Origin of the sequence: Nocardioides rotundus (assembly GCF_019931675.1) — a bacterium.
GTDB classification, from domain to species: domain Bacteria; phylum Actinomycetota; class Actinomycetes; order Propionibacteriales; family Nocardioidaceae; genus Nocardioides; species Nocardioides rotundus.
This window is the reverse complement of the sequence record NZ_CP082922.1, coordinates 191,770-216,421: the sequence shown is the minus strand read 5'-3', so window position 1 is coordinate 216,421 and position 24,652 is coordinate 191,770. Positions and strand designations below refer to the sequence as shown.

The window sequence follows — 24,652 nt, the reverse complement described above, 5'->3', positions numbered from 1 at the left end:
GACTTTTGTTGGGTCCAGTTGGCCGACGGAGGGAGTCATGACCGTTCGGGTCAGCCCACGGGCACCGCCGAGGAGGTGGTGCCGCCGGCATCGGCCTCCCAGCCCAGCAGCACCCGTGCGGGTCGCTCGGTGGTGGCGAACTTGAGCCGCCGTACTCCCGGCTCGAGCGCGCGCACCAGCCGGCCCACGGTGGCGCCGTCGGCGTCGACCGCGAACAGGTGGGCCGTGCCGGACCCGGCCGCCTCGACGGTGACCGACACCCCGTTGCGGATCCGCTGCGCGAACATCACCCGGGCGGCGTCGGCCGGGCTGGCTGCCGGGCCGCCGGCGAAGGGTACGCCGGTGCGCGCGGCCTGGGCGATCGACTGCGGCGAGTCCAGGCTGGAGAGCGCCTCGGAGGGGATCACCGGCTCCTTGGTCGGCACCTGCGGCGGGGTCCATCCGGGGAACCGGACCACGCCCCAGCGGTAGGGGTCGCCCTGCACGCCGCCCCAGGTGGACCAGCCGATCCGGGTCTGCCCGGTGCGGTCCTGGGTGTCGGAGTCGTAGACGAACAGGTTCATCCCCATCCGCTCCGGGTCGACGGTCGATGGGAGCTCGGTCGCCGGAATCCTCGTCTCGATCACATACCCGGTGTCGGTCTCCTGGCTGGCGACCTCCATCCCCGGAGCCGTCTCCTCACCGGGGCCCTGACGGTTGTCGGCGTCCCGGCCGTAGCAGGGACCGCCCTCGGCCGTCCGCGGCATCACGAACGCCTTGAACGTGGTCGAGGTGTTCTCCGACGTGCCGTCGGGGTCGAAGGCGAGCTCCACGGAGTCGGTGCGCCAGTGCCGCTTGCAGTCGGCCGCGTCGAGCGCCGTCCCCTTCGCGTCGTCGGTCACCTCGACCGCGACGTAGAGGTCGTCGCCGGCCCGGGTGACCCGACCGGTGGCCGAGCAGTCGGCGGCACTCTCGCACTCCGCGCCCTCCCAGCGGCGGCTCAGGTCGAGCGCGGCGCCGGGATACTCCCCGTCGTCCACTCTCCCGTCCACCGTCGGGGCGGCCGGAGCCTCCTCGACCGTGGTCTGGGGCACCAGCTCCAGCGCCGGGGTCTCCGTCGCGGTGACGCCGCCGCCGGTGGTCACCAGGTCGTAGTCGTAGTCACCGCCCTGCATCCCCGTCTGCAGCGAGGTGTCGGTGTTGGTGACGGTGAAGGTGACCTCGGTGGAGGCACCCGCGGCCAGTCCGGAGTAGTCGCGCGTGGAGGGGCTCGCGGAGAAGCCGGCGGGCAGCTCCATCCGCACCGAACCGGTCGCGGTCGCATCGCTGTTGTTGGTCAGGGTCACCGTGACGTCCCGCGTGCCGCCTGAGGGCAGGGTGAGGACGGGCTTCACGAAGCCCTCCATCTGCCGGTAGCCCTCGGCCGCGGCCCACTCCTGGAAGTCGGCCACCTGCGGCAGCAGCTCCTGCTGGCCGTCGACCGGAGGCGCGACCTCGAGCTCGGTGTCGCCGTACCCGCGCCATCCCTCCTTGGAGGTCAGCCGGACGGCGGCCCGCACCCGCTCGTTGGTCGCCGCGTCCGCGGGCGCGGTGATCTCGATGCTCCGGGTCTTCGTCTCCCCCGGCATCACCTTCTTCACCAGCACCGATCCGCTGCTGGTCCAGCCCTCGGGCAGCGACGGCTCGACCCGCACCCGCTTGAGCTTGGTGTCCTCCGGCGCGGTCAACGTCACCTCCAGCGTGGTGCTCGAGCCGGGCGTGATGTCGAAGTCGCCCGGCGTGACCTCCAGGCCGGTGCCGAGCGGGAAGCCGCCCGGAGTCGGCAGCACCGCGCCCTGCAGCACCGTGGTCGGGTCGGCCGAGGCGGCGGTCAGGTCGCCGGGCACGAACGGCACCCGGGCCTCCACCTGAGTGAAGTAGTCGCAGCCCAGCTGGTTCGGGTCGCTGGAGACGTCGGGGAAGACCGACCAGCCCTGGCTGGCGTACTCCCGCTGCGCACGTCGCTCCACCGCGGCCCACGTGGCGCCGTAGCGCTGCGAGGCGCGGCCGCCCCAGACGCCGTACACGTTCTGGGTCGGGCGCTCCCGCTGGAACGAGGTCGCGCAGGCGGGGCCGGTCGCGGTCGCCGAGCCGCGCGAGGTCTGCAGCAGCAGCTTGTCCGGGCTCCACGCCTGCAGGCCCTCCTGGCTCAGCTGGTCGGCGAAGGCGCTCGGGTCGCCGGCGTCCTGGTAGGCCTCGAACGCCATCCGGCCGGCGTACTGGTGGTTGCCGTGGTTGCCCGGCGACGGCGCCGGGTCCATGGTCACGATCACCTCGGGCCTGGTCTGCCGGACCACCCGCACGAGGCGCGCGAGGGTGTCCTCCTTGTCCCACACCTGCTCGGTGAGCGGCGCGGAGACGGTGTAGTAGAAGTCGACCTTGTCCAGGTTGTAGACGTCGGTGATCCCCGCGAGCCCGACGGCGCGGCGCTCCTCGGCCTCGCGGATCAGGCCGAGCGCGGGGCCCTCCTCGGGCCCGACGGCGTTGCCGCCGCCCTCGCCGCGGGTGATGGTGACGACGCCGGTCTTCACGTCGTCGTCCTCGTTCCACTGGCCGTACGACGAGAGCCGGCCGGCCTCGTCGTCGGGATGCGCGCCCACGAACAGCACATCGAGGTCGGCAGCTCGGCCGGTCGAGCCCCTCTCGCCGGTCGAGCCCCTCTCGCCGGTCGAGCCCCTCTCGCCGGTCGAGCCCCTCTCGCCGGTCGAGCCTGTCGAGACCCGCCCGTCGTCCGGTGGCGCGGCGACGGCGGGAGCCGTGAGGCCGGCGGCCAGCAGCAGGGCCAGCCCGCCGGCGCGGGCCACTCTGCCCCGGCGGCGCCGGGGCGGTGTGCGGTGCGTGTTCATGCGGAACCTCCTCAGGTGGGCGGAAGGCCCGGAGCGGCGCTACTTGACCGCCCCCTCGACCATCCCGCGGATGAAGTGTCGTTGCGTCAGCAGGAAGACCACGACCACCGGCAGCGCGACCAGCACCGCGGCGGCGGCGAGCAGGGCGGTGCCGGAGGTGTACTGCCCCTGGAAGTTCGAGAGCCCGAGCGGCGCGGTGCGCAGCGACTCGTCGGTGATCATCACCAGCGGCAGCAGGAACTCGTTCCACGTCCACATGAAGAACAGCAGCGCCATGGTGAGCACGGCCGGGCGCCCCATGGGCAGCAGGATGCTGGTGAGGATCCGGAAGTGGCCGGCGCCGTCGAGGCGCGCCGCCTCGACCACCTCGCGCGAGCTGCCGCGGAAGTAGGCGCGCATCCAGAAGGTGCCGAAGGCCAGCGACTGCGCCACCTGCGGCAGGATCAGCGAGAGGTAGGTGTCGGTGAGGCCCAGGCTGCGCAGGTCGTAGTAGAGCGGGACCACGATCGCCTCGCTCGGCACCATCAGCCCGATCAGCAGCAGGTAGAACAGCACCGTCGACCCGCGGAAGCGCATGCAGCCGAAGGCGTAGCCGGTCAGGCAGGACAGCACCGTGCTCACCGCGACCACGCAGCCGGAGACGATGAGGCTGTTGCGCAGGTAGGTCCCGAAGTTGCCGCGCCGCCAGGCCTCCGCGAAGTTCTCCGGATGCAGCCCGCCGGCGGCGCCGACCTGATCGGGGCGCAGCGCGGTCACCAGGATGATCACCAGCGGGTAGAGGGCGATGACCGCGGCGAAGAGGAGTACGGCGTAGCTCACGGCCCGCTCGGCTGCCGAGACCCTCATCGCTCGCCCCGCTCCGCGACCTGGTTCACCACGACGGTGACCAGCAGGATGAGCGCCGTCAGCACGAGGGCGATCGTCACGCCGTACCCGACCCGGCCCTCGTTGAGCGACCAGCGCCAGACCTCGTAGGCCGGCACCCGGGTGGCCGTTCCCGGCCCGCCGGTGGTCATCACGTAGACCAGGTCGAAGGTGCGCAGCGCGGCGACCACGGTCAGCGTGATCGCCACCGCGATCTCGCCGCGCAGGGCGGGCAGCCCGACGTGCCAGAGCTGCCGCAGCGCCCCCGCGCCGTCGAGCGCCGCTGCCTCGTAGAGCTCGCGCGGGACCTTGGAGAGCCCGGCGAGGAAGAGCACCATGCACAGGCCGGTGCCGACCCAGGTGCCGACCAGCCCGACCGCCGCGAGCGCGGTCGCCTGCTCCCCCAGCCAGGCGTGGGTCAGCCCGTCGAGCCCGAGGGCGCGAAGCCCGTCGTTGAGGGGACCCGAGGGCTCGTAGATCTGCCGCCAGGCGATCGCGACGACCACCATCGCGACCACCTGCGGCAGGAAGATCACGGTGCGGAAGAAGCCCGCCCCGCGCACGTCCGCGCGGGCGGTGATCGAGGCGAGCACCAGCCCGAACAGGATCGGCAGCACGCTGAAGAAGAACAGCAGCACCAGCGCATGGCCGAACGGCTCACGCAGCTCGGGGTCGGTGAAGACGGCGACGTAGTTGTCCAGCCCGACCCAGGTGCCGACCGAGAGGCCGTCCCACTCGTAGAACGACAGCCACACCGCCCGGATCAGCGGCCAGGCCATGAACAGCGCCCACACGAGGAGCGCCGGCGCGAGGTAGAGGTAGGCCACCGCGCGGGGCTCCCCGGGGGCCCCGCGGGTCGCCGTACCCCTGCCCGCGCTCATCGGCTCACGCTCGCGCGCCTCACCCGGTGAACGAGGCGTAGTCGTCCTCCAGCGCCTGCAGGAACTCGGCCGGCGAGGCGGACTTGTCCATCAGCTTCTGCACCTCGGCGGGCAGCAGGGTGCTGGACTCCGGCGATGCCCAGTCCAGGTACGGCGTGAGCGCCTGCTCGTCCGTCGCGGTCGTCCAGGCGTCGAACATCTCGCCCTGGATGCCGTCGACCTGCTGCGACTCCAGGTCGTAGACCGGCAGCCCGCCCGCGTCGCTGATCTTGGCCATCGCGTCCTCGGAGGTGATGAAGTCCAGGTAGGCCGCCGCCACGTCGGGGTTCTCCGACTCCGAGGTGATCGCGAACGGCAGGCCGGTCGACCCGGTGACCGCGAGCTCGCCGGACTCGCCGGTGGGCGGGAGCATGAAGCCGAGGTCGTCGCCCAGGCCGGACTGCAGGTCGGCCAGCAGCCAGGTGCCGGAGACCAGGAAGACGCCCTCGCCCTTCGCGAAGCTCTGCCACGACGGGTCGTAGCCGAGCCCCAGGAAGCCGTCGGTGAAGTAACCCCGGTCCACCCAGTCGACCAGCGTCTGGGCGGCGGTCTCGTTCTCCGAGCTGGTCCACGAGGCGCCGGCCTGGCCGAAGCCGAGCTTGACGATGTCGTCGCGCGGCACGGTCATGTTCTGCACGAACCCGAAGGTGTGCACGCCGGGCCACTGGTCCAGGTCGCCGAACTGGATGGGCACCTCGCCGGCCTCCTTGGCCGTGGCGAGCGCCGCTTCGAAGTCCTCCATGGTCTGCGGGGGCTCGATGCCGAGCTCGTCCAGCTTGGCCTTGTTGTACCAGACCCCGACCATCTCGCCGGTCAGCGGAACGCCGTAGAGGCTGCCCTCGCCGAAGGTCTTGCCGTCCTCGGAGTACGACGACACCGCGCGCACGTCGGCGCCGAAGCGCTCGTTCCACCCGTAGACCTCGGCGTACCCGTCCAGCGAGCGCAGCAGCCCGGCGGAGACGAAGCTGCCCATGTCGGCGCGGGCGTTGTTGGCCTGCACGACGTCGGGCGCGTCGCCGGAGCTGATCGCCAGCCGGACCTGCTTCTGCAGGTCGTCGAAGGAGCGCGAGACCCGCTTGATCGTGACGTTGGGGTATTGCTCCATGAACTCGGCATTGAGCTCCTTCAGCGGCTTGTCCTGGCCGCTGCGGACCTCCTGGTCCCACACCGTCAGGGTGACGTCGCCGGCCGAGGCGACGTCGGTCTCGACGTCGCTGGCCTGACGCTGCGGGGCGTCGCCGCCGTCGGAGCCGCCGCCCGGGGCGCACGCGGTCAGCGCGAGGGCGGCGGTGGCCGCGGCCACCACCAGGGATCGGGCGCGGAATCGGGTCATGGTCACTCCTCGGTGCCGGTGGGGTGGTCGGGGCCCTGGTCGGTGCGGAGCAGCACCGGCGGGGGCAGGCGGCGGAAGCCGATGGTGGCGCTGGCCCGGGAGACCTCGCGCTGGACGCCCTCGGGGATGACGTCGTCGAGGAAGGCGAAGTCGCGGGCGTGCCGGGGGCGCTGCCGAGCCTCCTCCCACCACGCGGAGACGGCGCCCCAGCCGGGCGCGGCGAGCGCGCCGCCGAAGTCGCGCACCGACAGGGCCGCGACCAGGTTGGCGAAGCGCAGCCGCTGGTGCAGGGGCCACTCGTCCAGCGAGGCGACCATGAGGCCGGCGAGGAAGACGTCGCCCGCGCCGGTCGGGTCGAGCGAGGTGACCTGGACGGCGGGCACCCAGGCGGTCTCGCCGGTGCGCCCGTCGGCGGCGAACGCGCCGCCGGTCCCGTTGGTCACGACGACGAGGGGGACCAGGTCCAGCAGCGGCTCGAGCGCCGCGCCCGCGGAGTCGGTGCGGGTGTAGGCCATCGCCTCGGTGGCGTTCGGCACGAAGGCGTGCACGCCCTGCAGTTGGTCGCGCAGGCGCTCCCAGTCCCACGAGCCGGTGGAGTCCCAGCCGGCGTCGGCGTAGACGACTCCCCCGTCCTTGATCACCGGGTCCACCCAGTCGGGCCGGTCCCAGCCGGCGTCGAAGAAGGCCATCTTGGTGCTCGGCGGGGTGCGGACCATCTGCTGCAGCTCGGTCGGCGCCGGGTGGCCGTGGGTCACCATCGCCCGGTCGTCGTCGAAGGCGAGGGAGACCGTCACCGGGGTGTGCCAGCCCTCGAAGCGGCGGGAGTGCTCGAGATCGATCCCCTCGTCCTCGAGGATGTTCCAGCAGTAGTCGCCGTACACGTCGCCGCCGAAGGCCGCGCCGAGCGAGGTGTTCAGCCCGAGCCGCGCGCAGGCCACCGCCATGTTGGCGACCCCGCCGGGGCTGGAGCCCATGCCGTCGGTCCAGACCTCGCGGCCGCCGCTCGGCGGCCCGAGCATCCCGGTGAACACGATGTCCAAGAACACGGTTCCGCTGAGGAAGACGTCCGTCCCGGACGACTCCGTTCCTGCCGTGCTCATGGTCGCGTTCCCATCGTCCTGAGTCTCGCGGGATGCGTGACCCGCTGCAAGTAGGCTGGCCGCCGTGCAGCTCACGATCCTCGGTGGCGGTGGCTTCCGGGTGCCGCTCGTGTTCCGCGCCCTGGTCGAGGACCCGGCGCTCGGCGTGGACCGGCTCGTCCTGCACGACACCGACCCCGCCCGGCTCGCGGCGGTGGAGCAGGTCCTGCGCCATCTGTCGTACGGCGCCTCCGCGGCCCCCTCGGTGCACCTGACCACCGACCTGGCCGAGGCGGTGACCGGCGCGGACTTCGTGTTCTCCGCGATCCGGGTCGGCGGTCTCGACGGCCGCACCTGCGACGAGCTCGTCCCGCGGGCCGAGGGCGTGATCGGGCAGGAGACGACCGGCGCCGGCGGGGTGCTCTACGGCCTGCGCACCGTGCCGGTCGCGCGCCGGATCGCCGAGGTCGTCGCGGAGCGGGCGTCCACGGCCCACCTGATCAACTTCACCAACCCGGCCGGCCTGGTGACCGAGGCGATGCGCCCGGTGCTGGGCGACCGGGTGGTCGGGATCTGCGACTCTCCCGTCGGCCTGATGCGCCGGGTGGCGCGGGCCCTGGAGGTGCCGCCGGAGGAGGCGGAGTTCGCCTACGCCGGGCTCAACCACCTGGGCTGGCTGCGCGAGGTCCGGGTCGACGGGGTGGACCGGCTGCCGGACCTGCTCGGCGACCCCGAGCTGCTGCTCCGGATCGAGGAGGGCCGGCTCTTCGGGCCGGACTGGCTGGCCACGATCGGCGCGGTGCCCAACGAGTACCTCTGGTACTGGTACTACCGCTCCGACGCGCTGGCCGCCGAGGAGCGCGGGCCGTCCCGGGGCGAGCTGCTGGTCGAGCAGCAGCGGGACTTCTGGGCCGCCGCTCCGGGGCTGGACCCCGCCGACGCGTTCGCCCGGTGGGAGGAGACGCGGGTGGCGCGGGAGTCGACGTACATGGCCGACAGCCGTGCCGCCACCGAGGAGCGCGATCCCTACGACCTCGACGGCGGCGGCTACGACCGGGTCGCGCTCGCGGTGATGCGCGCGGTCGCGACCGACGCCCCGCAGCGGCTGGTGCTCAACGTGCCCAACCGCGGCACGCTGCCCTTCCTCGACGACGCGGCCGTGATCGAGGTGCCCTGCGAGATCGACGGCTCCGGGGCCAGGCCGCTGCCCGCGCCGGTCCTCGACGCCGCGCAGCAGGGGATGGTCACCAGCGTCAAGGCCGTGGACCGGCTGGTGCTGCGCGCCACCCACGAGGGCTCGCGGGAGACGGCGGTCGAGGCGCTGGCGCTGCACCCCCTGGTCGGCTCGGTCCCCGTCGCCCGCCGGATCCTCGCCGCCGAGCTCGAGCGGGTGCCCTCGCTCGCCGAGGCGCTGCCCCACGGGCATCTCTGAGGTCCGGACGGGCCGGCCGGGTCACTCCGCGGCGTCGGCCGGCAGCAGAGTCACTCCCGCGACCGAGCAGCGCGCCTCCAGCTCGGCGTCCGCGACATCGGTGACCAGCGTCCAGGGCGCGGCCAGCACCGCCCACGCGGGCATCGTCGTGGGCACCAGCTTGGACGCGTCGGCCAGCACCACCGAGCCGGCGGAGGCCTCGGCCACCTGCTCCTTGAGCGTCGTCTCCTCCACCGTCGGCTCCCCGATCCCGCGCGCCGGGTCGACCGCGTCGGCGCCGAGGAACGCCCGGTCGAAGCCGTACGGCGCCAGCGAGCGCGAGGCGACCGGCCCGACCAGCCCGTGACTCATCCGGCGCAGGCGGCCGCCCAGCAGGTGCACCTCGACGTGCGCGACGTCGGCCAGCACGGTCGCCGTCTCCAGCCCGCGCGTCACCACCGTCAGGTCGCCCAGGCCGGGCTCGCCCGCGATCAGCCGGGCCAGCGCACCGCAGGTCGTCCCGGCGTCCAGGAAGACCTGCCCGTCCGGCGGCACCAGCGGCAGGGCCGCCCGGGCGATGGCCTGCTTGGCCGCGGTCGCCCGGTCGGCGCTGTCGGCGACCGATCGCTCGTGGAAGGGCGCCACCATGGCTCCGCCGTACGTCCGGGCGACGGTGCCGTCGGCGCCCAGCCTCCCGAGGTCCCGGCGCACCGTGGACGGGGAGACGTCCAGGCGCTCGGCGAGGTCCTCGACCGACGTGACGCCCTGATGGAGGAGGCGGAGCAGCTCCGCGTGCCGGGCCCGGGTCCCGGCCCTCGTCGAGGACATGTCAAGAACCGTACGCGGCCCGCATCCGGGGGACGTAGGGCGCATAGTCGACGGCCGCGAGGTAGGCCGAGCGCATCGTGCCCGGGTCGGCCTTGCCCTGCCCGGCGATGTCGAAGGCCGTGCCGTGGTCGACCGACGTGCGCAGGATCGGCAGGCCGACGGTCACCGAGATGGTGCCGTCGAAGTCGTAGGTCTTCGCGGCGATGTGCCCCTGGTCGTGGTACTGCGAGAGCACGCCGGGGAACCGGCCCTCGAGCCCCTGGTGGAACACCGAGTCAGCCGGGATGGGGCCGACGACCTTGAGGCCCTGCTCGCGCAGCTCCTCACAGGCCGGGATGATCTCGTCGAGCTCCTCGCGACCGAAGGCGCCGTTCTCCCCGCCATGCGGGTTCACCGCGGCGACCGCGAGGGTCGGTTCGTCGACGCCGTAGACCTCCAGCGCCTGCAGCGCCCGGCGGATCGAGTCCTGCTGGCGCTCCTTGGTCAGCTGGTCCAGCGCCTTGCGCAGCGACACGTGCCGAGTGGCGAAGAAGATCCGCAGGTGGTGCTCGGGGTTGGTGCGGGACCGGACCACGAACATGGTGTCCTGCTCGGTGACGCCGGTGAGCTCGCCCAGCATCTCGGTGTGCCCGAGGTGCTCGCTCCCGCTGGCCCAGATCGCCTCCTTGTTGATCGGGCCGGTCACCACGCCGTCGACCTCCCCGGCCATCGCCGCGGCGGTGGCGGCCTCGATGGCGGCGACGGCGGCACGGCCCGCGGTGGCGTCGACGACGCCCCACGCGGGCTCGCGGTCGCCGAGCACGTCGATGTCGAAGACGTCGATCACGCCCTCGCCCGCGGGCGGGGTGGCGAAGTCGGTGACGGTGCGCACCTCGACGTCGAGACCAGCGGCCTGCGCGCCGCGGCGGACCGCGGAGGCGTCGCCGACCGCGATGCCGTGGTGGTCCGGGGTGCCGGCGTACTCCGCCAGCGTCATCGCGGTGATCTCCGGGCCGATGCCGACCGGGTCGCCCACGGTGAGGGCGAGGACGGGGACGGTGCGGTCGTTCATGGGGTTCTCCTCCGAGTCGAGCGGTTGGGTCAGCGGATCCGCGAGGTCGCGGCGGGCACGTGGCGTCGCGCCGCGTCGGCCGCGCGCGCCAGGAAGTCAAGGCAGGCCAGGGTGGTGTCGTCGTCGCCGACCAGGCCGCCCTTGGTGACGACCGGGAGGCCCGACCAGGGCCCGCCGACGAGGGTGCCGCCCACGGCCAGCGGGACGACCTCGTCGGCCACGTCGAGGCCGTCGGCCCCGAGCTCGGCCAGGCAGGCGGCGGCCACGTCGCCGCCGGTCGCGAAGAGCCCCGAGACGCGGGACTCCTCCAGCGCGCGGCGGGTCGCCCGGGCCAGGCCGGCGGGGATCCTCCCGCGCGCCGGCCCCTCGACCAGGTCGCCCTCCTCCAGCACCGAGGCCAGCATGACCACGTCCGCCGCGCGCTCGGCCAGCGCCTCGGCCAGCCTGCGCGCGGTGCCGTCGACGTCGACGCCGCCGTCCTCGTCGAGCAACGGGCGGACCGGGACGACGCCCCGCGCGGCGCGCACCCGCGCCAGCTGGCGGCGGGTGAGGTCGGTGGCAGAGCCGGAGACGAGAAGGTACGGCGCTGCCGCACGCTCGCGACCCAGGCCCTGCGCTCGGGCCATGGCCACCGTGGCCGGGCCCGGGTCGACGCACAGCCAGCGCACGTCGGGCACGGCCGCGGCCGCCGCGGCGATCCGCTCGACGTGGTCGACGGTGAGCGCGTCGGCCACCACGATCCGGGCGCCCCCCGCCACGGCGGTGGTCAGGCCGGCGACCAGCCGCTCGGCCGAGCCGACGACCCGGTCCATGCCGATCGCGGCGACCGGCAGTGCGGTCTGCGTGGCCAGGATGCCGGCCACGTCCGAGCGGGTCATGGGCTGCCGGGCGTCCCGCGCGACCTCGGTGTCCTCCAGCCGGTTGCCCGCCAGGAGCTGCACCCCGCCGACGGTCTGCCGGTGGGCGTCCGGGTGGGCCGGCACGCACAGCGCCACCACCCGCTCGCCGGAGAGCCGGGCCAGCTCGTCCACCAGCGCCTCGGTGGTGGCACCCACGTTGCCGCGCAGCGTGGAGTCGATCCGGTTCGCCACGAGGGTCGCCGACCAGCCGCTGCGCAGGACCCGCCGTACCTGCTCCGCCGCGGTCGCCGCCTCGACGTGCCGGTTGTTGGCCGAGACCACGACGGCGTCGAAGAGGCCGGCGAACTCCGCGACCACCTCGGGATGGTCGGGGTCGGTCACGGTGACCGCACGCAGCCGGGCTCGCGAGAGCCCGGCCGCGGTGGCGTTGGCGCCGGTCAGGTCGTCGGCGACGACCAGGATCGGGCCGGTGCCGGCGTGGGTCACAGGAGCCATCCGGCGAGCAGCACCAGCGGGATCGACCCCGCCCATGCCGCGGTGGTGATGCCGGACCATCCCTTGAGCGCAGCCACGCCGTCGAGGCCGGTGAAGCGGGTGACGACCCAGAAGTAGGAGTCGTTGAAGTAGCTGAACACCATCGACCCGGCGCAGCAGGCGACGGCGGCGGCCAGCGCGGACAGCCCGAGCTCGCCGACCAGCGGCGCCGACACCGAGGCGGCGGTGATCATCGCGACCGTGCCCGAGCCCTGCGCGAGCCGCACCAGGGTGGCGATGAGGAACGGCACGAGCACGCCCGGCAGACCGGTGGAGGCGATCGCGGCGGCGAGCTCGTCGCCGACGCCGGAGTCGCGGAGCACCTGGCCCAGGGCGCCGCCGGCGCCGGTGATGAGCAGGATCAGGCCGGCCGACGCGGCCGCCTCGGAGAGCCAGTGCGTCACCTTGTCGCGCGGGGTGTAGCGCGGCAGCAGCACGTAGACCGCGAGCACCAGGCCGATCAGGAGCGCCAGCACCGGGTTGCCGATGAAGGCGAGCACCTCGGCATAGCGCGAGGGCGTGTAGTCGTCCTCGGGGCCGAGCACGCCCTGGTTGTTGCGGTCGATGGCGGTCGCCGCGGTGTTGGCGACGATGAGGAACAGCGGCACCAGGAGCGGGAGGGCGGCCACCCCGGCGCTGATGTTCATACGGCGGTACGCCGACTCGTCGTCCCGGGCGTCCGCCGTACCGTCCTCGACGTCGGCGTCGGTGTCCCCGCCGCCGGCCACGGCGGCTCCCCCGCCCGAGCCGCCCGCCACGGCGCCGACCCGGTGGTAGACGTCCTCGCGGACCTCCTCGGAGATCTCCGCCTCCAGCTTCGGGCCCATCCACTTGGCGTAGGTGACCACCACGGGCAGCAGCAGGATGGAGAAGACCAGACCGACCACGATCAGCCCGCCGAGGTCGGCACCTAGGATCCCCGCGACGCCGAGCGGGCCGGGCGTCGGCGGCACCAGGTGGTGGGTGAGCGTCATGCCGCAGCCGAGCGCCAGCGCGAGGGTGACGTAGCCACCCTGCTTGACCCGGGCGATGGAGCGGGCCAGCGGGTTCATGATGACGTAGCCGGAGTCGCAGAAGACCGGGATGGAGACCAGCGCACCGGTCGACCCCATCGCCCACGGCTCGCGGCCCTTGCCGAAGGCCCGCAGGAAGACCCGGGCCAGGGCGTCGGCACCGCCGGAGACCTCGAGGATCTTGCCGACCGCGACGCCGAGGCCGATCACGATGCCGATGCTGCCCAGCGTCGCGCCGAAACCGGTGGTGATGGAGGTGATGGTGTCGACGGGGGCGGACCCGGCGATCGAGCCGGTCACCAGGGCAGCGATGAGGAGCGCCGCGAACGCGTCGAGCCGGGTGCGCAGGACCAGCACCACGATGGTGGCGATCCCGATGACCAACGCGAGGAGGAGCTGGATGTCCATGGGCGTACGCCCCTTTCGGATGAGCAGGTGAGCGTCACCCTGACACAGCCGACTTGCACGATGCAAGCATTTCTGCGTGCTTTATTGCGCGTTCTGCGCAATTAGCCGCGCGTGTGGCTCACGGGTTGGGCGACTCCTCGTGCGGCGGCGTGGGCAGCGGCTGCACCCGGGGGTCGCCCGCGTCGGCGTGGTAGTCGCTGCGCACCGTCTCGTCGGTGCCGTTGGAGACCTTCGCCGCGTTGAGGACGACGCTGAGCACCGCGGCCACCACGAGGTTGAGCACGAACGCGGTGAGGGCGATGTAGCCCATCTGCTCCAGCCCCGGGACCATCGCCAGCGAGCTGCCGAAGTGCCCGCCGGTCACCGGGTTGACGACGTTGTAGGCGGTGAGCGTGCCGTAGACCATGCCGACCGCCCAGCCGGCGAGCAGCGCCCACCGGTGGAACCACCGGGTGTAGAGGCTGAACACGATCGCGGGGAAGGTCTGCAGCATCCAGATCCCGCCGAGCAGCTGGAAGTTGATCGCGTTCTGCTTGTCCAGGGTCAGCACGAACACCAGGGCGAACGCCTTCACCACCAGCGAGACCAGCTTGGAGACCTGCGCCTCCTGCTTCGCGGTCGCGTTCGGCTTGAGCCACTCCTTGTAGATGTTGCGGGTGAACGTGTTCGCGGCCGCGATCGACATGATCGCCGCGGGCACGAGCGCACCGATGGCGACCGCTGCGAAGGCGACCCCGGCGAACCACGCGGGGAACATGTCCTCGAACAGCTGCGGCACCACCAGCTGCGGGTTCGGCTCGCCGTCGAGGCCGATCGGCTGCGTCCCGGCGGCGATCGCCACCCAGCCGAGCAGGGCGAGCAGGGCCAGGACGAAGGAGTACGCCGGCAGGATGGCCGCATTGCGCCGGATCGTGTTCCGCGACTTCGAGGAGAGCACGGCGGTGACGGCGTGGGGGTACATGAACAGCGCCATCGCCGAGCCGAGCGCCAACGTGGCGAACGCCCAGTAGAGCCCCGGCCCCGCGTCGCTCGAGCCCGGCGGGATGAAGGCGCCGGTGGGGGCGCCGGTCGCCGGGTTGGTCGTCCCCATCTTGTCGGCGGCGGCACCGAAGATGGTGTCCCAGCCGCCGACTTTGGCCGGGAGGTAGATGACCGCGACGATGATGACGAGATAGACCAGCGCGTCCTTGACGAACGCGATGACCGCCGGGGCCCGCAGCCCGGAGGAGTAGGTGTAGGCCGCCAGCAGGGCGAAGGCCACGAAGAGCGGGGCGTCCTTGGCCAGCCAGTTGTCGCCGCCGCCGACCCCGGCGACCTCGAGGACGGCCTGGATGCCGACCAGCTGCAGGGCGATGTAGGGCATCGTGGCCAGGAAGCCGGTGACCGCGACGGCCAGCGACAGTGAGCGCGCGTCGTACCTCCCCCGGACGAAGTCCGCGGTGGTGACGTAGCCGTGCCGGTGGCTGACCGACCACAGTCGCGCCATGAAGACGAAGATGATCGGGTAGGCGATGATCGTGTAGGGGATGGCGAAGAAGCCGGCCACCGAGCCCGCCGCGAACATCGCCGCCGGGACCGCGACGAAGGTGTAGGCGGTGTAGAGGTCGCCGCCGAGCAGGAACCAGGTCACCCAGGTGCCGAACCTCCGCCCGCCCAGGCCCCACTCGTCCAGGGAGTCCAGCGTGTCGCCGCGCTGGAAGCGGCCGGCCATGAAGCCGGCGACCGTGACGAGGGAGAAGAGCACGACCAGCACGATCAGCGCGGTCCAGTTGATCCCGCCGGTCCCGGCGGCCAGGGCGGTCATCACTGCACGTCCTTCGGCGACTGCCCGCGGGCCTTGAGCACCAGCACGTAGGCGCAGTAGGTCATCACGGGCGTGATGATGATCCAGAGCATCTGGTACCAGAAGAAGAACGGCCAGCCGAACAGCTCGGGGGTGTCCCGGGCATAGGTGAAGACCGCCATCAGCGCGATGACCGGGATCATCAGCAAGACGCCGGCCGCGGCGAGCATCCCCTTGTTGGTGGGAGGCACGGCGTCGCCCTCCAGCGGTCGATCCTGCTCCCTCATGATGCGCCTCCCGGTGGCCCTCGATGACAACCTGCGGAAACTACCGACCGGCGGGCGAGCCTGTCGAGACCCTCCGGCTCCTGGCAGCATCGGCGCATGGACCCCTCGACCCTCCCGCTCACCGGCCGCATCGACCAGCACACGATCGTCTCCGAGGCGCTGCGCGACAACCCGCTGGGCGACCCGCACGAGCGACCGCTGTGGGTGCACGTCCCGCCCGGCTACGACGAGGGCACAGAGCGGCTGCCCGTCGTCTACGTCATCCAGGGCTACACCGGCAGCGTGACGATGTGGGCGAACACGATGCCGTTCAAGCCGACCTACCTCGAGACCGCCGACCGGGTGCTGGCCGAGGGCCCGCCGGTGATCGTGGTCTACGTCGACGCGTGGACCTCCTACGGCGGTTCGCAGTACGTCGACTCGGTCGGCACCGGCGACTACCTCACCTACCTGTGCGAGGAGGTGGTGCCGTTCGTGGACGAGCGCTACCGGACCCTGGCCGCGCGGGAGTCGCGCGGCATCCAGGGCAAGTCGTCGGGAGGGTACGGCGCCATGACGGTGCCGCTGCGTCGGCCCGACGTCTTCGGCGCGCTGGCCACGCATGCCGGCGACGCCCTCTACGAGCTGTGCTACCTGCGCGAGTTCGGCGAGGCGGCGCGGGCGTTGCGCGACTTCGACGGCGACGTGTTCGCGTGGTGGGCCGACTTCACCGCGCGGCAGCCTTTCACCAAGCCGGCGGACTCGGTGCTGCTGGAGCTCTTCGGCTGCTCGGCGTGCTACTCGCCCGCGCCGGACGGCACGCCGCAGCTGCCCTTCGACCCGGTGACCGGCGAGCCGGTGGCCGAGCAGTGGGAGCGGTGGCTGGCCAACGACCCGGTCCGGCTGGTGCGCGAGCGTGCGGACGTCGTACCCGACCTGGTGGCGGTGTGGATCGACGCCGGCCGCTCCGACGACTTCTTCCTCGATCTCGGCGCGCAGGTGTTCCGCGACCGGGTGCTCGAGGCGGGGCTGCCGGAGGACCGGCTGCACTTCGAGCTCTTCGACGGCACGCACGCCGGGATCGACTTCCGCTACCCGCTCTCCCTGGCCTGGCTCGCCGAGCGCCTGGCCCGCTGAGGGGGAGCTCAATCGGCCTTTGGGACGGCACCGAGGTCGAAGAATCGGTCGAAGAACTCCTGGAGTCGGCCCAGCACGCGGCTCTTCTTGTGCCCATGGCCGTCGGCCGCACCGAAGCGTGAGACCGGCGGCAGGATCCGGATGATCGCGGTCCCGCCAGTGGGGATGGCGCCGTCGCGCAGCGCCTGGTCGACGAAGTCCCTGGTCGGCTCCGGTTTGAGGTCCTCCTCGGCGATGATCGCGTCGAGTTCCTCGGTCCGCCGCTCCTCGACGAAGGTGCGCCACTCCTCGTCGAGGTCGCCCGAGGCCGAGACCCGGTCGACGAAGTCCATGATCAGGTCCCGCTTGTTGCGCAGGGTGAGGCTGGAGTCGACGGCGCGTTCGATCGTGAGCACCGCCTCCATCTCCCGGTCCGAGCCGTCGCCGCGGGCCTCGCGCCACTGCTGCACGAGCATGAGGATGAAGTCGACGTTGACCTCGACCTGTTTGATCAGCTCGATCTCGAAGACGACGTCGTCGACGATCGACTCCTTGTCGGCATCGGCCTGCTGTCGGAAATCGCGGTAAAGGTTGAGGTAGATGCTGCGGTAGTCCTGGCTCTGCCGGTTGGTGAGGATCTCCTGACCGGTGAACTCGTCGAACGAGGTGAGGATGTTGGCCAGCCGCAGAATGGTGCCGTAGAGGGCGATGAACGACTTCTGTGCGGCCTCACCGACGATGTCTTCGCCCAGCGGGAACTGGTCGAGCAACTGGGTCACCCGATCGGCGTACTCGGTGTGGTAGTCGGCATAGGGCTTGAGCAGGACGATGCCTCGCGCCTCCTTGTTGCCGAAGAGCGCGATCGCGTCGTTGGTCTCCTGCTCGAGGTCGCGGAAGGAGACGATGTTGCCGTAGGTCTTGACCGCGTTGAGGATCCGGTTGGTGCGTGAGTAGGCCTGCAGGAGGCCGTGGTTGACCAGCCGCTTGTCGACGAAGAGCGTGTTGAGCGTCGTGGCGTCGAAGCCGGTGAGGAACATGTTGACCACGATCAGCAGGTCCAACTCGCGATTCTTCAGTCGCAGCGAGACGTCCTTGTAGTAGTTCTGGAACTTCTCGGCGCTGGTGTCGTAGCTGGTGCCGAACATCGCGTTGTAGTCGCCGATGGCGTGCTCGAGGAAGTCGCGGGACGCCTGGTCCAGCCGATCGGTCTCGAAGTGCTCCTCGTCAAGGTAGTCACCGCCCACCTCCTCGTTGGCGGCGTAGGAGAAGATCGTGGCCACGCGGAGCTGCCGCCCCGGGTTGAGCTCGGCCTGCTGCTTGGTGAACTCTAGGTAGTAGCGCTTGGCCGCGTCGATCGACGCGGTGGCCATGAGGGCGTTGAATCCCTTCACGCGGGCTGCTCGTTTGAGTTCGCGCACCTTGTTCCGACCGCCGACGACCTCGGCGATGTTGGTGATCACGGGCATCTCGTATCCAGACGCCCGTCTGGTCTTCTGGTCGAAGTGCTCCAAGACGTAGGACGTCACCTGGGCGACGCGCTCCGGCGCGAGCAGCGCCCGCTCGGTGTCGATCGCGGGGACCTGCTTGTCGTCGATGCCGTCCGGTGCCTTGATCGTGTTGACGTAGTCGATGCGAAAGGGCAGCACGTTCTTGTCGCTGATCGCGTCGACGATCGTGTAGGTATGGATCGCCATCTGGTGCTGCTCGGGAGGGCACGATCTCGGGTCGCCGTGGAGGAAGCAGCCGAACGTCTGGGGGGTCGTCCGCAGCTGCGGGTTCCCTGCGCGGGCGGCGTTGACCGTGAAGATCGGGGTCCCGGTGAAGCCGAACAGGTGGTAGCGCCTGAAGGCCTTGGTGATCGCGGCGTGCATGTCGCCGAACTGAGAGCGGTGGCACTCGTCGAAGACGATCACCACGTGGCCGTCGTAGATCGCGTGGCCCTTGTGTGTGTTGATGAAGTTCGCGAGCTTCTGGATCGTGGTGATGATGATGCTGACGCCCGGATCCTCGAGCTGGCGTTTGAGCACCGCGGTCGAGGTGTTGGAGTTGGCGGCGCCTTTCTCGAAGCGGTCGTATTCCCGCATGGTCTGGTAGTCGAGGTCCTTGCGGTCGACGACGAAGAGCACCTTGTCGACGCCCGGGACCCGGGACGCGAGTTGGGCGGACTTGAACGAGGTCAGCGTCTTGCCGGAGCCGGTCGTGTGCCAGACGTATCCGCCGGCCTCCAGCGTGCCGAGCCGGTGGTAGCTGGTCGAGACGTTGATCTTCTGCAGGATCCGCTCGGTGGCGACGATCTGGTAGGGCCGCATCACCAGCAGCAGGCGGTCGGCGGTGAGCACGCAGTATTTCGTCAGAATGTTGAGCAGCGCGTGCTTGGCGAAGAACGTCTTGGTGAAGCCGACCAGGTCGCGGATCGGCTTGTTGGTTGCGTCGGCCCACCACGAGGTGAACTCGAAGGAGTTCGACGTCCTCTTCGCCCGCCTCGTGCCCGAGCGCTCGTCGAGGTGTGCGCGGCGGGTGGTGTTGGAGTAGTACTTGGTCAGCGTGCCGTTGCTGATCACAAACAGCTGGACGTATTCGAAGAGCCCCGACCCGGCCCAGAAGCTGTCTCGCTGATAGCGGTCGATCTGGTTGAACGCCTCGCGGATGTCCACCCCGCGGCGCTTGAGCTCGACGTGCACCAGCGGCAGCCCGTTGACCAGGATAGTGACGTCGTAGCGGTTGGCGTGCTTGCCACCGCCGACGCCGGCGCCGACCTCGTATTGGTTGATCACCTGCAGACGGTTGTTGTGGATGTTGGTCTTGTCGATCAGGTGGACGTTCTTGATGGTGCCGTCGTCGCGTTTGAGGACCTGGACGTGGTCGGTCTGGATGCGGACGGTCTTCTCCACGATCCCGTCGTTGGCGCCCGCGATGGAGGTGGTGAAGAAGCGCTCCCACTCGGCGTCGGTGAACGTGATCGCGTTGATCGCCTCGAGCTGGGTGCGGAGGTTGGCGACGAGGGTGTCCTCGGAGGTGACCGTGAGGTAGTCGTAGGCCTGTCCGCGCAGGAGTCCGATCAGCTCCCGCTCCAGGTCGGCCTCGGACTGGTACGACGTCGCGCTTGCCGAGTCCGGCACGAACTCGGCGACCACCGTGGACTCCGCGGAGACAACGATCGGCTCGAAGTTCGCTGGCTCACTCATGCCGGGAGCTCCTTGAAGGTCAGGAGCCGATCGCGGTAGTACTCGTACTGCTTCCTCCTGGCTGCGATCTCGGCGGGGAGTCCGGAGCTGAGGTCGTTGACGAGAGAGTCGAAGGAGTCGAGGATCCGGGTGACGCGCCGCTGCTCTTTGAGGGAGGGCACAGGGATGTTGATTCTTGCCAAGGAGTCGCTCGACAGGCGCTTCAGCTTGCCCCGCACGACGTGCCTGTTTTTCTGGGCGTGGAAGGCAGCGGTCCGAGCGAAGTATGCAACGAACGTCGGATCGAGAGGACTGGTGAAACCGAAGGTGTCGTCATGGATCGCAACAGGCTCGTTCCCCAGCCAAGCGACAGCATTGCCGACATCTTCAACCGTCTCCCCGACCCCTGCGAAAACGACAGTCGCTGGGTCTGCGAATCGCAATTGTGGTTGGAGGTCATGCCGGACATGTGACCGGGCGTGGTCCGTGCTGACGCCGTAGACCGTGTAGATCTCTCCGTAGTGAATCGACGGGAGCCCGTCTGCCACGACGTCAGCCTTGGTGAAGCGCATGCCTCGCTGGAAGCTACCCACCTGCCCGAGTGGACGCCACACGACACTCTCGTCATCGCCGAACTGCAGCAATGTCTCACGATAGTGGGCGTACTGCAGCCGCCGGGCTTCCAGCTCCGCTTCCAGCTCCGCTTCCAGCCGCTCCATGGTGTCAAGGACCGCCACGATCTCCCGCTGCACCTCCATCGGCGGTACGGGAACGACAATTCGGGCCAGGTCGGCCCCGGAGACGCGCTTGAGCTTCGTGCCGGTGATGTAGCGACGCTTCTGCGTTTGGAAATGGCTCGACTGGAAGTAGTACGCGGCGTACATCGGCTCCAGCGAGTGGGAGTAGATGCAGGCGTCGCCACTCACTGCGATGTCGCTGTCCCCGAGCCAAGCCACCGCCTTGCACACGTCCTCGTCGTTCTCGCTCGTCGTCGCGATCACGAGATCGCCGCTCCTTGCGTGCCGGAGCTTGCTGGCCATCTCCGCGGAGACGAACGACTTCGTGTCGGTGGCGGACGTTCCGTAGTGCGTGAACACCTGGCCGTAATGGATCGCCCCCACACCTGAGCCGAGGAGGTCCTTCTTCTGGAGCCCATTGCCCCTCGTGAAGGTGCCCATCTCACCAAGAGGTCGATGCGACACTCCCCCAGGACACAACTGCTCGACCAGTTCGTCAATGCGGCTCATGCGAAGAAGTCCTCGTCGATCTCGACGATGTGGTAGGTCTCGCGCACTTGGACTCCGACCCCGAAGCGGATCATCAGGTCGGTCAGGCGCTTGCCGTCGACCAGGATGATCCGCGCCGGCACACCGTCCGCGTAGGCGCGGGCACCCTCCGAGAAGCGGCTGGTCGTGATGAAGACGCCACTGTCGGCCTTGCCACTCAGGGCACCGACGAAACCTTGGACGTCGGGTCGCTGGACGACGTTGTCATCGGCATACCGCTTGGCCTGGACATACACCCGGGCGAGCCCGAGCACGTCCTGGTCGATCACCCCATCGATGCCGCCGTCATGGCTGAGCTGGGTCACGGATCCACGGCCCGTCGACCCGCCGTACCCCATCTTCAGCAGGAGGCGGACGACCGCGTCCTCGAAGAAGCCAAACTCCTTGCCCTGAAGACGAATCAGGAGCTCGGCGGCGACCTCTTCATAGATGCGCTGGACACCAACCTGCACCTGCTCGGTCGGCGTCAGAGTCTCGGAGTCGGCTGTCGTCTGCGGCGTTTGAGGGGTGCGTGACACCGTGGCCACATAGGGCCTGATCGGGGACGTCGGCTCGTCAGCCAGTGCCTTGAGGTCGGTGACCCGGGCACCGTCGGGGAAGAGTTCGATCAGCTGCCGGCCCGCCTCGGTGATCGTGTAGTGACCACGCGATGGTCGGGACAAGGCGCCCACGTTGGTGAGGAATGACAGTGCCCATCCCATCCTGTTCTCGTGGACCGCCTCGCCTGACGCCAGAGCTTGTTGCCTTTGGTCGTCGGTCAGCGCCAGCGCATCAGCGACCAACGGGCGCACGTCGCGTCGGGTGCGGACCGTGCCGTCTGCCATCACCTGCAGCGTCGGGATCATGAACTCCTCCCACGTGGGCATACGGCTCATCCCTGATCTCCTTCCAGATCCGCCACGATCGCGTCGATCTTGGTCCGCAGCTCTGCCTGCCGCGCGACGATCTGAGCGATCTCGGCGTTCAGCGCCGTGATGTCGACCTCCTCGGTGGTGTCCTCCTCCTCGACGTAGGAGCTGACCGAGAGGTTGTAGGAGTTCTCTGCCAGGTCGGCGGCCGGCACCAGAGCGGCGAAGTGTTCGATCGGCTCACGGGTGGTGAAGGTCTCGAGGATCTTCGCGCGGTGCCCCTCGGTGAGCTTGTTCTTGTTGCCCTGCCGGCTGAACTCCGCGGAGGCATCGATGAAGAGCACGCTGTTGTCCGGCTTCGACTTCTTCAGCACGATGATGCAGGTCGCGATCGTGGTGCCGAAGAAGAGATCCGGCGGGAGCTGGATCACGGTGTCGACGTAGTTGTTGTCGATGAGGTACTTGCGGATCTTCTGCTCCGCCCCGCCGCGATAGAGGACGCCGGGGAACTCGACGATCGCGGCGGTGCCGTTGACCGCGAGCCAGTGCAGCATGTGCATCGTGAATGCCAGGTCGGCCTTCGACTTCGGCGCCAGCACTCCGGCGGGGGCATACCGCGGGTCGTTGATCAGCAGCGGGTTCGCGTCACCCTCCCACTTCGTGGAGTAGGGCGGATTCGACACGATCGCTTCGAACGGCTCGTCGTCCCAGTGCGCCGGATCGGTCAGCGTGTCGCCGTGCGCGATGTCGAAGTCGGCGTAGTTGACGTCGTGCAGGAACATGTTGATCCGCGCCAGGTTGTACGTCGTCAGGTTGATCTCCTGACCGAAGAACCCCTTGCGCACCCGGTCCTTGCCGAGCACCTTGGCAAACTTCAGCAGCAGCGAACCCGACCCCGCCGCCGGGTCGTAGACCTTGTTCACCGACGTCTTGCCGACCACGGTGATCCGCGCCAGGAGCTCGGAGACCTCCTGCGGCGTGTAGTACTCCCCGCCGGACTTGCCGGCCTGGGAGGCATACATCTGCATCAGGAATTCGTAGGCGTCACCGAAGAGGTCGATCGAGCTGTCCTCGAAGTTGCCCAGCGGCAGGTCACCGATCGCGTACAGGAGCTTGACCAGCTTGGCGTTGCGCTGCGCGACCGTGCCCCCCAGCTTCGCGCTGTTGACGTCCAGGTCATCGAAGAGCCCCTTGAGGTCGTCCTCACTGGCACTGCCCTTGGCCGAGCCCTCGATGTTCTGGAAGATCCTTGCCAGCGTCTCGTTGAGGTTCTCATCACCGGCCGCCCGGGCCCGCACGTTGACGAACAGCTCGCTCGGCAGGATGTAGAAGCCCTTCTCGTCGACCACGTCCCGACGGGCGAACTCCGCCTGGTCGTCGCTCAGCCCGGCGAAATCGAAGTCGGGGTAGCCCGCCTCGCGTTCGGCCCGGTTGAGATAGGCCGTGAGGTTCTCGGAGATGAACCGGTAGAACAGCATGCCCAGGACATAGGACTTGAAGTCCCACCCGTCGACACTGCCGCGCAGGTCGTTGGCGATCCGCCAGATGGTCTTGTGCAACTGCGCGCGCTCGGACTCCCGGGTCATCTGGCTCACCCTGCCGATTGTGTCAGGTGCCGGCGACATTTCGCCGCCGTCCTTCTTCGTCGCGCATTCGTGGCTTCGGCTGTGGATCACTCCCGCTCGACCGGCAGAAGTGTCGGTGGGCGATGACAGGGTCTGTCCATGTCGACCCACCCATTGGCTCCTCCCCGACACCCCGTGTCGGTTGCGGTGGAGCGCGTGCGTGCGGACTTGTCGACCGTGGCCGGTCGCACCCTGTGGTCACTGTCCGCCGCGGAGGCGGCGCGGCGTTGCGCGACCTCGCCGCGGCGCGCGCTCAGCTCGACGAGTTGACCACCCGGGTGCTGGCGCAGGCGGAGACGGTCATGACCGGCATGAGCGAGGGCGCCACCTCGGCAACGAACTGGTGGGCCCACCACACCCGCACCACGCGCGCGGAGGCACACCGGATGCGGCGGTTCGCGGAGGGACTGGACCGTCACCCTGCAGTACGTGAGCGACTGGCCGAAGGTGACCTGCGGGTCGACCAGGCGGCGGTGATCTGCGAGGCCGATGACGGCTTGCCCGAGGACGTCGCGGACTGGGTGCCGACGCGAGCCGTGGCGTTCCTCTTGGAGCAGGCACGCGACCACGACGCGAAGGCGTTGCGGGTGCTCAGCCGGTGCCTTCTGGAGGTGATCGACCCCGTCGCCGCCGACGCCGAGGAGGCACGGCGGCTGGAGGCCGAGGAGAACGCGGCCCGCGAGGCCGCATCCTTCACCATCACCGACGACGGTCACGGCCGCTGCGACGGCCGCTTCACGCTCCCGACCCTGCACGGTCAGATGCTGCTGCACCATCTGACCGCCATCGCCCTGAGTGAGAGCAAGCAGCCCTCCCACGCCGCGGACGGTCGTGTCGCCGGAGCGAAGGGAGCCGCCCGTCCACCGCTGCTGGGCCGCCATCAGCTCGGCCATGCCCTGATGACGTACGTCGAGACCCGCCCGCCCGAGACAGTGCCCGCCTCCGGCGGCGTAGCCGCCACCGTCATCGTGACCATGACGATGGACAGCCTGCTCGGAGGCCTCCAAGCCGCCTCGCTCGACACCGGCGGACGGATCTCAGCCGGGGAGGCGCGGCGGTTGGCCTGCCGCGCCGGGATCATCCCCGCCGTCCTCGACGGCGCCTCGATGGTGCTCGATCTCGGCCGGCGACGACGCCTGCACACCCAGCCCCAGCGGATCGCCCTCGGCATCCGCGACCGCGGCTGCACCGCCGCGGGCTGCGACGCGCCACCGAGCCTGTGCCACGCTCACCACGAGGTCCCCTGGTCGCACGACGGCGGGACCAGTCTCGACAACGGTCGCCTGCTCTGCCCACGACATCACCACCGGATCCACGACCCCGCCTTCGGCCACTCCATCGACAAGCACGGCAAGGTTCGCTTCAGCCGACGGACGTGAGCGAGTCCGCGAGCCCTGTC

Annotated in this window: 18 protein-coding genes; 3 read left to right on the top strand and 15 right to left on the bottom strand. The window is 70.2% G+C overall.

Annotated elements, in window-relative coordinates; all coding sequences use genetic code 11:
• Positions 1 to 50 precede the first annotated feature (50 nt).
• Genes K8W59_RS01060 through K8W59_RS01040 form a run of 5 tightly spaced genes read right to left on the bottom strand, consistent with a single transcriptional unit; the run spans position 51 to position 7,081 of the window.
• On the bottom strand, positions 51 to 2,864 hold the full coding sequence (locus K8W59_RS01060) for a sugar-binding protein (RefSeq protein ID WP_223396929.1): 2,814 nt from the start codon (positions 2,862 to 2,864) through the stop codon (positions 51 to 53).
• Between the two features lie 39 nt (positions 2,865 to 2,903).
• Positions 2,904 to 3,710, bottom strand: a complete 807-nt coding sequence (locus tag K8W59_RS01055; protein WP_223396928.1) for a carbohydrate ABC transporter permease — start codon at positions 3,708 to 3,710, stop codon at positions 2,904 to 2,906.
• A complete protein-coding gene (locus tag K8W59_RS01050; RefSeq protein ID WP_223396927.1) occupies positions 3,707 to 4,609 on the bottom strand; it encodes a carbohydrate ABC transporter permease in 903 nt (300 codons plus the stop codon). Before K8W59_RS01050 ends, K8W59_RS01055 begins: the two co-directional genes overlap by 4 nt.
• Before the next feature lie 19 nt (positions 4,610 to 4,628).
• Positions 4,629 to 5,981: an extracellular solute-binding protein gene (locus K8W59_RS01045; protein WP_223396926.1), complete on the bottom strand. Its 1,353-nt coding sequence runs from the start codon at positions 5,979 to 5,981 to the stop codon at positions 4,629 to 4,631.
• Between the two features lie 2 nt (positions 5,982 to 5,983).
• Positions 5,984 to 7,081, bottom strand: a complete 1,098-nt coding sequence (locus tag K8W59_RS01040) for a PfkB family carbohydrate kinase (RefSeq protein WP_223396925.1) — start codon at positions 7,079 to 7,081, stop codon at positions 5,984 to 5,986.
• A 64-nt stretch (positions 7,082 to 7,145) separates the two neighbouring features.
• On the opposite strand from K8W59_RS01040, the gene K8W59_RS01035 reads away from it, so the two are divergent.
• Positions 7,146 to 8,492 carry a family 4 glycosyl hydrolase gene (locus tag K8W59_RS01035; RefSeq protein ID WP_223396924.1) on the top strand — a complete coding sequence of 449 codons (1,347 nt, stop codon included), beginning with the start codon at positions 7,146 to 7,148 and terminating at the stop codon, positions 8,490 to 8,492.
• Positions 8,493 to 8,513: 21 nt separating this feature from the next.
• Here the strand turns inward: K8W59_RS01035 and K8W59_RS01030 are convergent, their stop codons facing one another.
• The 6 genes from K8W59_RS01030 to K8W59_RS01005 all read right to left on the bottom strand — a co-directional run bounded on the left by K8W59_RS01030 (position 8,514) and on the right by K8W59_RS01005 (position 15,235).
• Complete coding sequence (locus K8W59_RS01030) at positions 8,514 to 9,299, bottom strand: DeoR/GlpR family DNA-binding transcription regulator (RefSeq protein WP_223396923.1); 786 nt, start codon at positions 9,297 to 9,299, stop codon at positions 8,514 to 8,516.
• A 1-nt stretch (position 9,300) separates the two neighbouring features.
• Positions 9,301 to 10,350: a 4-hydroxythreonine-4-phosphate dehydrogenase PdxA gene (gene pdxA / locus K8W59_RS01025; RefSeq protein WP_223396922.1), complete on the bottom strand. Its 1,050-nt coding sequence runs from the start codon at positions 10,348 to 10,350 to the stop codon at positions 9,301 to 9,303.
• A 29-nt stretch (positions 10,351 to 10,379) separates the two neighbouring features.
• Positions 10,380 to 11,705 carry a four-carbon acid sugar kinase family protein gene (locus K8W59_RS01020; protein WP_223396921.1) on the bottom strand — a complete coding sequence of 442 codons (1,326 nt, stop codon included), beginning with the start codon at positions 11,703 to 11,705 and terminating at the stop codon, positions 10,380 to 10,382.
• Positions 11,693 to 13,165, bottom strand: coding sequence for a GntP family permease (locus K8W59_RS01015; protein ID WP_223396920.1), 1,473 nt, complete (start codon positions 13,163 to 13,165; stop codon positions 11,693 to 11,695). Before K8W59_RS01015 ends, K8W59_RS01020 begins: the two co-directional genes overlap by 13 nt.
• Before the next feature lie 118 nt (positions 13,166 to 13,283).
• Complete coding sequence (gene mctP, locus K8W59_RS01010) at positions 13,284 to 14,969, bottom strand: monocarboxylate uptake permease MctP (protein WP_223396919.1); 1,686 nt, start codon at positions 14,967 to 14,969, stop codon at positions 13,284 to 13,286.
• Positions 14,969 to 15,235, bottom strand: a complete 267-nt coding sequence (locus tag K8W59_RS01005; protein WP_223396918.1) for a DUF3311 domain-containing protein — start codon at positions 15,233 to 15,235, stop codon at positions 14,969 to 14,971. Before K8W59_RS01005 ends, mctP begins: the two co-directional genes overlap by 1 nt.
• Before the next feature lie 96 nt (positions 15,236 to 15,331).
• On the opposite strand from K8W59_RS01005, the gene K8W59_RS01000 reads away from it, so the two are divergent.
• Positions 15,332 to 16,351, top strand: coding sequence for an alpha/beta hydrolase (locus tag K8W59_RS01000; RefSeq protein WP_223396917.1), 1,020 nt, complete (start codon positions 15,332 to 15,334; stop codon positions 16,349 to 16,351).
• An 8-nt stretch (positions 16,352 to 16,359) separates the two neighbouring features.
• Here K8W59_RS01000 and K8W59_RS00995 read toward each other — a convergent pair whose 3' ends face one another.
• Genes K8W59_RS00995 through K8W59_RS00980 form a run of 4 tightly spaced genes read right to left on the bottom strand, consistent with a single transcriptional unit; the run spans position 16,360 to position 23,214 of the window.
• Entirely contained in the window at positions 16,360 to 19,515 is a 3,156-nt protein-coding gene (locus K8W59_RS00995; RefSeq protein WP_223396916.1) for a type I restriction endonuclease subunit R, read from the bottom strand.
• Positions 19,512 to 20,741 (bottom strand): restriction endonuclease subunit S, encoded by a 1,230-nt coding sequence (locus K8W59_RS00990; protein ID WP_223396915.1) that lies wholly within the window; start codon positions 20,739 to 20,741, stop codon positions 19,512 to 19,514. The genes K8W59_RS00995 and K8W59_RS00990 overlap by 4 nt, the downstream gene beginning before the upstream one ends.
• Complete coding sequence (locus tag K8W59_RS00985) at positions 20,738 to 21,655, bottom strand: restriction endonuclease (protein ID WP_223396914.1); 918 nt, start codon at positions 21,653 to 21,655, stop codon at positions 20,738 to 20,740. Before K8W59_RS00985 ends, K8W59_RS00990 begins: the two co-directional genes overlap by 4 nt.
• Complete coding sequence (locus K8W59_RS00980; RefSeq protein WP_397196055.1) at positions 21,652 to 23,214, bottom strand: type I restriction-modification system subunit M; 1,563 nt, start codon at positions 23,212 to 23,214, stop codon at positions 21,652 to 21,654. The genes K8W59_RS00985 and K8W59_RS00980 overlap by 4 nt, the downstream gene beginning before the upstream one ends.
• 266 nt (positions 23,215 to 23,480) lie before the next feature.
• Here K8W59_RS00980 and K8W59_RS00975 point away from each other — a divergent pair, with 266 nt between their 5' ends.
• The gene (locus K8W59_RS00975) at positions 23,481 to 24,632 is read left to right on the top strand and encodes an HNH endonuclease signature motif containing protein (protein WP_263283272.1); all 1,152 of its coding nucleotides are present in this window, start codon (positions 23,481 to 23,483) and stop codon (positions 24,630 to 24,632) included.
• Positions 24,633 to 24,652 lie beyond the last annotated feature (20 nt).

Coding starts and splice junctions, on each gene's coding strand:
- K8W59_RS01040 (WP_223396925.1), bottom strand. CDS start 7,081: ATGAGCACGGCAGGAACGGAGTCGTCCGGGACGGACGTCTTCCTCAGC.
- K8W59_RS00985 (WP_223396914.1), bottom strand. CDS start 21,655: ATGAGCCGTATGCCCACGTGGGAGGAGTTCATGATCCCGACGCTGCAG.
- K8W59_RS01015 (WP_223396920.1), bottom strand. CDS start 13,165: ATGGACATCCAGCTCCTCCTCGCGTTGGTCATCGGGATCGCCACCATC.
- K8W59_RS01000 (WP_223396917.1), top strand. CDS start 15,332: ATGGACCCCTCGACCCTCCCGCTCACCGGCCGCATCGACCAGCACACG.
- K8W59_RS01045 (WP_223396926.1), bottom strand. CDS start 5,981: ATGACCCGATTCCGCGCCCGATCCCTGGTGGTGGCCGCGGCCACCGCC.
- K8W59_RS01060 (WP_223396929.1), bottom strand. CDS start 2,864: ATGAACACGCACCGCACACCGCCCCGGCGCCGCCGGGGCAGAGTGGCC.
- K8W59_RS01020 (WP_223396921.1), bottom strand. CDS start 11,705: ATGGCTCCTGTGACCCACGCCGGCACCGGCCCGATCCTGGTCGTCGCC.
- K8W59_RS00980 (WP_397196055.1), bottom strand. CDS start 23,214: ATGACCCGGGAGTCCGAGCGCGCGCAGTTGCACAAGACCATCTGGCGG.
- K8W59_RS01050 (WP_223396927.1), bottom strand. CDS start 4,609: ATGAGCGCGGGCAGGGGTACGGCGACCCGCGGGGCCCCCGGGGAGCCC.
- K8W59_RS01030 (WP_223396923.1), bottom strand. CDS start 9,299: ATGTCCTCGACGAGGGCCGGGACCCGGGCCCGGCACGCGGAGCTGCTC.
- K8W59_RS01005 (WP_223396918.1), bottom strand. CDS start 15,235: ATGAGGGAGCAGGATCGACCGCTGGAGGGCGACGCCGTGCCTCCCACC.
- pdxA (WP_223396922.1), bottom strand. CDS start 10,350: ATGAACGACCGCACCGTCCCCGTCCTCGCCCTCACCGTGGGCGACCCG.
- mctP (WP_223396919.1), bottom strand. CDS start 14,969: ATGACCGCCCTGGCCGCCGGGACCGGCGGGATCAACTGGACCGCGCTG.
- K8W59_RS00990 (WP_223396915.1), bottom strand. CDS start 20,741: ATGAGCCGCATTGACGAACTGGTCGAGCAGTTGTGTCCTGGGGGAGTG.
- K8W59_RS01055 (WP_223396928.1), bottom strand. CDS start 3,710: ATGAGGGTCTCGGCAGCCGAGCGGGCCGTGAGCTACGCCGTACTCCTC.
- K8W59_RS00995 (WP_223396916.1), bottom strand. CDS start 19,515: ATGAGTGAGCCAGCGAACTTCGAGCCGATCGTTGTCTCCGCGGAGTCC.